Raw genomic sequence first — 6,644 nt, forward strand, 5'->3', positions numbered from 1 at the left:
AGCGCGCGCGCCGCCTCGGCGCTCAGCTCGTCGGCCGTGCGGCCGGGCAGCCCGTCGACCAGCGCGCGCTCCTCCAGATCGCGGGCGATGGCGCGGAGCCGTTCCTGGACGGCCTCGGTGTAGCGCCCTTCGGTGGCGAGCCGCTCGGCGGCCTGGCGGTGCTCCGCCGCGGTCATCCTCCGCTCGCCGAACAGGGCGGTCGCCGCCGCGGCGTTGCGCCGGGAGGTACGGCGGAGCTGCCACGCGACCAGCACGACCATGCCGATGATGATCGCCACGATGACCGCGGAGGCGATGACACCGCCCGTGGCGCCGCCGCCGGTGGCCGCGTCCATGAGGTCGCCGATGAACTGCTGGACATAGCGGTAGAGCCGGTCGAGCAGGGGCTCCCTGTCGTACTCGGCCCTGAGGAGCTCCTCCGCGGCCTGCCGCGCGGCCTCCTCCCTGCCGATCGGGGTCACGATCCGGCGGAGTTGGACGGGTGCCAGAGCTCGTCGGCCGAGGAGTGCACCCAGCCCTGGCGCTGCTGCTCGATCGCGGCCGTCTGCAGCACGAGGTCGAAGGCCTCGCTCCGCATCCGCCGGTCGGCGTACAGCAGGCCGGCGACGCCCGCCTCGAACGGGTAGGTGATCATCGCGCCCAGCGTGGCGCCGATGGCCAGCAGGACCGCCCCGACGATCGCCGCGGCGACGTCGCTCCCGCCGAGCAGGCCGAAGAGCGTGCCCGCGATGGTGAACGGGACCTGCAGGATGGCGCCGACGAACCCGACCAGCACCGAGGTGAGCAGCAGGATGCCGAGCACCCGCCAGAAGTCGCCGGTCACCAGCTGCCAGGAGCGACGCATCGCGTCCAGCGGACCCCTTCCTTCGAGCACCACGGCCGGCGCCGCGAGCGCGAAGCGCGTGCGGAAGAACAGCACGTAGGCGAGGTAGAGGAGGACCAGGACCAGGGAGATCGCCAGGATGCCGCCGACGGCGCCCGACGAGGGGTCGGGTGTGCCGGAGGCGATCAGCGCCCACACGAGCAGGCCGATGACGACCAGCGGCGCCAGCAGGATGACGGCCATCAACCCCACCACGCCGAAGAGGGCGGGGACACGGCCCTTGGTCAGCCGCCACGCCTCGGCCGCCGTGATGTTGCCGCCGAAGACGGCTCGGCCGAGGATCCGCGTCAGCACGCCGGTCAGCACCGTCACGACCACGAAGCTGATCGCCGCCGAGACGAGCGGTCCGCCGAACTGGGCGAGGAAGCCGCCGTAGATGTCCGTGGGGTCGGGCGGGGCGGCGGTCGGATCGGCGACGGCCTCCCTGGCGTTCCGGAACAACAACGCCTGCCCGACCGCTACCGGCACGGCGGCCAGCAGCGCGGCGAGCGCCGACAGCCCCAGCACCGCCTTGGGGTGGGACCGGATCAGCTTGATGGTGCCGTCGAGGATGTCGCCGAGGCCGAGGGGGCGCAGCGGGATGATGCCCGGGCGCAGCGCGGGCGGCGGCATGTGACCGTAGCCCGGCTGGACCTGCCCGTGGACCTGCCCGTGGGCCTGCCCGTGGGCCTGCCATGGGGCCCCGTGCTGGTGAGGCGGCGGCTGGCCGGGACCGGCCGGAGCCTGCGGGTGCGGGCCGGGGGCGGTCCACGGCGAGGTCTGCGGGGCGCCGTAGGGCGGGGGCTGCTCGACCGACCAGCCTGGTGGCGTCTCGGGCGTGGGACCGTGACCGTCTGACATATCCCAATCCTGGCACGGTGGAGGAGGGCATGGTGTCGAGCGGCCGATTCGACACACAGTCCCCAACTTTCCCGGAGGAAGCGGGTCAAGGTAGTCAACGGGGGATGGCCGAAAGTCGGTTGGTTACCGCAGACTGAGGTTGCGATCGTGCTGCCAGTCTAAAATTCGCCTTTTGAAGGTCTCGTGTCTCAGACATGGGCACACCAAGGGTAACCTTCAGCGGTCGTGCGGGTATGTCCCACAATGCGTAGAACGGGATGAGGGGCCATGAAAGGTCGCGTGCTGGTCGTCGACGACGATGCCGCACTTGCCGAGATGCTCGGCATCGTGTTGCGCGGAGAGGGCTTCGAACCGTCCTTTGTCTCCGACGGCGACAAGGCCCTCGACGCGTTCCGGGACACTCGCCCGGATCTCGTCCTGCTCGACCTGATGCTGCCGGGCGCCGACGGCATCGACGTCGCGCGCAGGATCAGGGCGGAGTCGGGCGTGCCGATCGTCATGCTCACCGCCAAGAGCGACACGATCGACGTCGTGCTGGGTCTGGAGTCGGGCGCCGACGACTACATCGTCAAGCCGTTCAAACCGAAGGAGCTGGTGGCCAGGGTGCGGGCGCGGCTGCGCCGCACGGACGAGCCCACCCCCGAGATCCTGCAGATCGGCGACATCACGATCGACGTGGCCGGTCACTCGGTCAAGCGGGGGGAGGAGACCATCAACCTCACGCCGCTCGAGTTCGACCTGCTGGTGGCGCTGGCGCGCAAGCCACGCCAGGTCTTCACCCGCGAGGTCCTGCTGGAGCAGGTCTGGGGCTACCGTCACGCCGCCGACACCCGGCTGGTCAACGTGCACGTGCAGCGGCTCCGCGCCAAGATCGAGAAGGATCCCGAGCATCCCGAGATCGTGGTGACGGTCCGCGGCGTGGGTTACAAAGCCGGGCCCGCCTAACGTCCGCCCTGCCGGTCATGCCTGCGACACGGAAGAAGCGGCTTCGCCGACGAACGCTCCGCCAGATCCTCGGCGGCGTTCGCCGGCGGGCGCGGCGTGCCGCCGGCACGGTGCGGCGCGTCTGGCGACGCTCCCTCCAGCTGCAGGTCGTCACCAGCACGCTGGTGATCTCCGTGACCGTGGTGGTCGTGCTCGGCGTGTTCCTGTCCGACCAGATCAACAAGTCGGTCATCGCCAGCCGCCAGGCGTCGGCCGCCAGCGAGGCGTTCGCCGACCGCGTCCAGATCGCCGACGCGCTCAGCCAGCAGCCGGACGAGCAGGCCAAACCGTCCGACTCGGGCAAGAACGTGCCCGCCAACCCGCTCGACGGCGTGATGGACACCATCACCGGCTCCGTCGAGGACGGCTCGAAGAAGCGCTATGAGGTGCTCGTCCTCAACCCGGCCGAGCCCGGCGCGTCACGAGCGTCGGGCAACGTCACGCCCAAGAACGTCCCCGAGGCGCTCCGCCAGGGCATGCGCCGCCAGATAGACAAGCTCCCCTACGACAAGCCGCAGCGCCAGCAGGCGCTCATCCGCTTCACCGGCGAGGCCCAGCCGCGGCTCACGCTTGTGATAGGCGGCCTGGTCAGCCCCGACAGCGGCGGGGTCTACCAGGTCTACCACTTCTTCCCGCTCAACGAGGAAGAGCAGATGCTGTCGAACGTCCGGCTCGCCATCGTCGTGGTCGGCTTCGGGCTCGTGCTGCTGCTCGCCGCCATCGCCTACCTGGTGGCGCGCCAGGTCGTCACCCCGGTACGGCTGGCCAGGCAGGCCGCCGAACGCCTGGCCGCGGGCAAGCTCGACGAGCGGCTCAAGGTACGCGGCGAGGACGACCTGGCCCGCCTGGCGACCTCGTTCAACGAGATGGCCGGCAACCTCGCCCTCAAGATCCACCAGCTGGAGGAGCTCTCGCAGGTCCAGCGGCAGTTCGTCTCCGACGTCTCCCACGAGCTGCGCACCCCGCTCACGACCGTGCGGATGGCCGCCGACCTCCTGTACGACTCGCGCGAGGACTTCGAGCCGATGGCCGCCCGCTCGGCCGAGCTCATGCAGGCCCAGCTCGAACGCTTCGAGTCGATGCTCGCCGACCTCCTTGAGATCAGCCGCTACGACGCCGGCGCCGCCACCCTCGACCTCGACTCGGTCGACATCCGCGACGTGGTGCTGCGCGCCATCGCCGACTCCGAGGCGCTGGCCGAACGCCACAGCACCCGCTTCGAGCTCAGGCTGCCCAACGACCCGTGCATGGCCGAGATCGACACCCGGCGGGTCGAGCGCATCCTCCGCAACCTGCTGTTCAACGCCATCGAGCACGGCGAGGGCAGGGACGTCGTGGTGACCGTCGGCGCCGACCGCGACGCCGTCGCCGTGGCCGTCCGCGACCACGGCATCGGCCTCAAGGCCGGCGAGGAGACCATGGTGTTCGACAGGTTCTGGCGCGCCGACCCCTCGCGGGCCCGGACCATCGGCGGCACCGGGCTCGGCCTGGCGATCTCGCGCGAGGACGCCACGCTGCACGGCGGCTGGCTGCAGGCCTGGGGCCAGTCGGGCGAGGGATCGCAGTTCAGGCTGACCCTGCCCAGGGCGGCCGGGGTCGCCCTGAAGGGGTCGCCGCTGTCGCTGGTGCCACCCGAGATCGAGATGCGCCGCACCTGGCGAGGCCACATGACACCGGTGCTGCTGCCGGCATCGGGTGACGGGGCCGTCCATGACGAGGTCTAGGCGGCTCGGCGCCGCCTTGGCGATCGTGATGACGATGTTCGCGGGCACGGGCTGCGCGGTGATCCCCGTCGGCGGGCCGTTCCCCATGGAGGGGGCGGGCGGCGGCGAGGAGCTGAGCAAGCCGTTCCAGCGGATGATCGCCGTCCCGCCGCAGCGGGACTGGGACCCGGTGCAGGTGGTCAAGGGACTACAGGCCGCGATGGCCGCCTACGCCGACGATCCCACGGTGCTGCCCGCCTACCTGACGCCCGAGGCCGCCCGGGCCTGGAGGCCCGACGGGCCGGTCACGGTGATCGGCAACGCGCCCCAGTTCTCGTACGAGAGCAAGGCCGGCGGCAAGGAGGTGGTCATCAAGCTGGTCGGCACCCCCGTGGCACGCATCGAGGCCGACGACACGTACGTGCCCGCCTCCAGCGCCGCGCAGGAGATGGAGATCTACTTCACGCTGGTGCGCGACCAGCAGGGCGCCTACAAGGTCAAGACGATCGGGAGCGGCCTCGGCCTGCTGCTCACCGTGGACGACCTGGAGCGCGCCTACCGCCCGACCAACCTCTACTTCCTCGCCGGCCCGCCCGCCGCGGGCGGCGTCATGCCCGACAGGCGGCTGGTCGTCGACCGGGTCTGGCTGCGCCTCCGGCCGACCGAGAACTTCGCGCAGACCATCGTCAGGCGGCTGCTCGGCGGCCCCAGCAAGGCGCTGCACGGCGCGGTGGGCAGCGTCTTCCCGCAGGGCATGAGCGTCAGGTCCGTCAGGTCGGGCGACGACCGCGTGGTCGTGGACCTCGCCGGGCCCATCGACCCCGAAGGCGTCTTCGCCGACGGGCTCAAGGCACAGCTCAAGTGGAGCCTCAACAGCAACAACATGGCCAACGGCCGGACGATCGAGGTGCAGCTCGACGGAGAGCCGTTCTTCTCCTCCGACTCGCTCACCGTCCCCGCCAACTGGCGCGAGGAATGGCTCGACAACACCGTCAAGCCCGCGTACTTCACCAGCAGGGGCGCCGTCTACTCGCTGAACAAGGACGAGCCCGGCAACGCCGTCCAGGGGCCCGCGGGGCAGCCGAGCGAGCACCGCGACATGGCGATGGCCGAGAGCGGCGACCTCGTCGCGGCCAGGGGCAGGGACGGCGTGGGCGGCATCTGGGTCACCAGGATCGCCCCCGACGGCCAGTGGGAGCAGTGGATCCAGGGCGCGCGCCTGACGGCCCCGTCCTGGCGGCGCGACGGCACGCTGTGGACGTACGACCTGGCGAACGCCGCGGTGATCAGGTGCGACCCGGCGGCCGGGCGAGGCCCCGAGCGCGTCGCCGCCCCCGGCCTGGACGGCCTCGACGTCACCAGCCTCAGGGTGGCCAGGGACGGCGTACGCGTCGCGGTGACGATCGGCGACTCGGAGGTCAGGGTCGGCGCCATCACCGGCGGCGCCGGCGCGCCGATGCTGGGCAACTTCCAGACGCTCACCACGGTCGTGGACGAGCGGATCACCGACATCGCCTGGCTCGACGGCGAACGCCTCCTCGTGCTCGTGCAGAGCAAGGACGAGAAGGTGCAGAGCGTCCGCGAGATCAACATCGGAGACGGCGAGACCACGCAACTCCCCACGGGCAAGCGCCTCAAGAGCATCACCGCCCTCCGGGCGGGCTCCGCGGGCGACCGCATCCTGGCGGCCACTGAGGATAGCAACGAGATCCTGGAGTTCAGCAAGGACAAGCAGGCATGGAGCCGGCTCGTGACAGCCGACCAAGGCAAGCCCTTCTTCCCCTTGGGCTGACCTCACGCGCCCCCGACGCCCCCGGGTGCGGGGCGTGGACGGGAGCGGGGGCCGTCCGTCAGGAATGTCGGTGGGAAGCGGGATGCTGGGCGGTGTGCTGAGCGCGCTACTCGACCTGGTCCTGCCTCGGCCCTGCGTCGGCTGCGGCGCGGCCGGTGACCCGTTCTGCGGGGCCTGCCTCGGCGGTGTCGCCGACCCGGCGCGGCGGCTGCCCGTTCCGTGCCCGGCGGGCCTGCCCGACTGCTGGTCCGCGGCGGAGTACGCGGGCCCTGTACGGCGGGCGGTGATCGCGTACAAGGAACGCGCCCAGCTCGCCCTGGCCGTCCCGTTGGCGGACGCGCTGGCGTTCACGGTGGCCCGGGCCGTCGAGTCCGGCCATCCGGCGGGCGGCGGGTTCGCGCTCGTGCCGGTGCCGAGCGCGCGCCGCGCCAGGCGGGCGAGG

6 protein-coding genes are annotated in these 6,644 nt (G+C 71.6%); 4 read left to right on the forward strand and 2 right to left on the reverse strand.

The features are described from left to right. Positions 1 to 461, reverse strand: a 461-nt coding sequence (locus DQW85_RS30020; RefSeq protein ID WP_113703191.1) for a hypothetical protein, incomplete at its 3' end; no start/stop codon positions are given. Further along, positions 458 to 1,723, reverse strand: coding sequence for a glycerophosphoryl diester phosphodiesterase membrane domain-containing protein (locus DQW85_RS30025; protein WP_113703192.1), 1,266 nt, complete (start codon positions 1,721 to 1,723; stop codon positions 458 to 460). The genes DQW85_RS30020 and DQW85_RS30025, both read right to left, overlap by 4 nt. A 267-nt stretch (positions 1,724 to 1,990) precedes the next feature. Here DQW85_RS30025 and mtrA point away from each other — a divergent pair, with 267 nt between their 5' ends. The 4 genes from mtrA to DQW85_RS30045 all read left to right on the forward strand — a co-directional run. After that, positions 1,991 to 2,668, forward strand: a complete 678-nt coding sequence (gene mtrA, locus DQW85_RS30030) for an MtrAB system response regulator MtrA (protein WP_043620615.1) — start codon at positions 1,991 to 1,993, stop codon at positions 2,666 to 2,668. A gap of 17 nt (positions 2,669 to 2,685) precedes the next feature. Then, entirely contained in the window at positions 2,686 to 4,431 is a 1,746-nt protein-coding gene (gene mtrB / locus DQW85_RS30035) for an MtrAB system histidine kinase MtrB (RefSeq protein WP_113703193.1), read from the forward strand. After that, positions 4,418 to 6,202 (forward strand): LpqB family beta-propeller domain-containing protein, encoded by a 1,785-nt coding sequence (locus DQW85_RS30040; protein WP_162795489.1) that lies wholly within the window; start codon positions 4,418 to 4,420, stop codon positions 6,200 to 6,202. The genes mtrB and DQW85_RS30040 overlap by 14 nt, the downstream gene beginning before the upstream one ends. 70 nt (positions 6,203 to 6,272) lie before the next feature. Continuing rightward, positions 6,273 to 6,644, forward strand: a 372-nt coding sequence (locus DQW85_RS30045) for a ComF family protein (protein WP_420819195.1), incomplete at its 3' end; no start/stop codon positions are given.

This window comes from Nonomuraea lactucae, from assembly GCF_003313395.1.
Lineage (GTDB): Bacteria > Actinomycetota > Actinomycetes > Streptosporangiales > Streptosporangiaceae > Nonomuraea > Nonomuraea lactucae.

Coding starts and splice junctions, on each gene's coding strand:
- DQW85_RS30025 (WP_113703192.1), bottom strand. CDS start 1,723: ATGTCAGACGGTCACGGTCCCACGCCCGAGACGCCACCAGGCTGGTCG.
- mtrA (WP_043620615.1), top strand. CDS start 1,991: ATGAAAGGTCGCGTGCTGGTCGTCGACGACGATGCCGCACTTGCCGAG.
- mtrB (WP_113703193.1), top strand. CDS start 2,686: ATGCCTGCGACACGGAAGAAGCGGCTTCGCCGACGAACGCTCCGCCAG.
- DQW85_RS30040 (WP_162795489.1), top strand. CDS start 4,418: ATGACGAGGTCTAGGCGGCTCGGCGCCGCCTTGGCGATCGTGATGACG.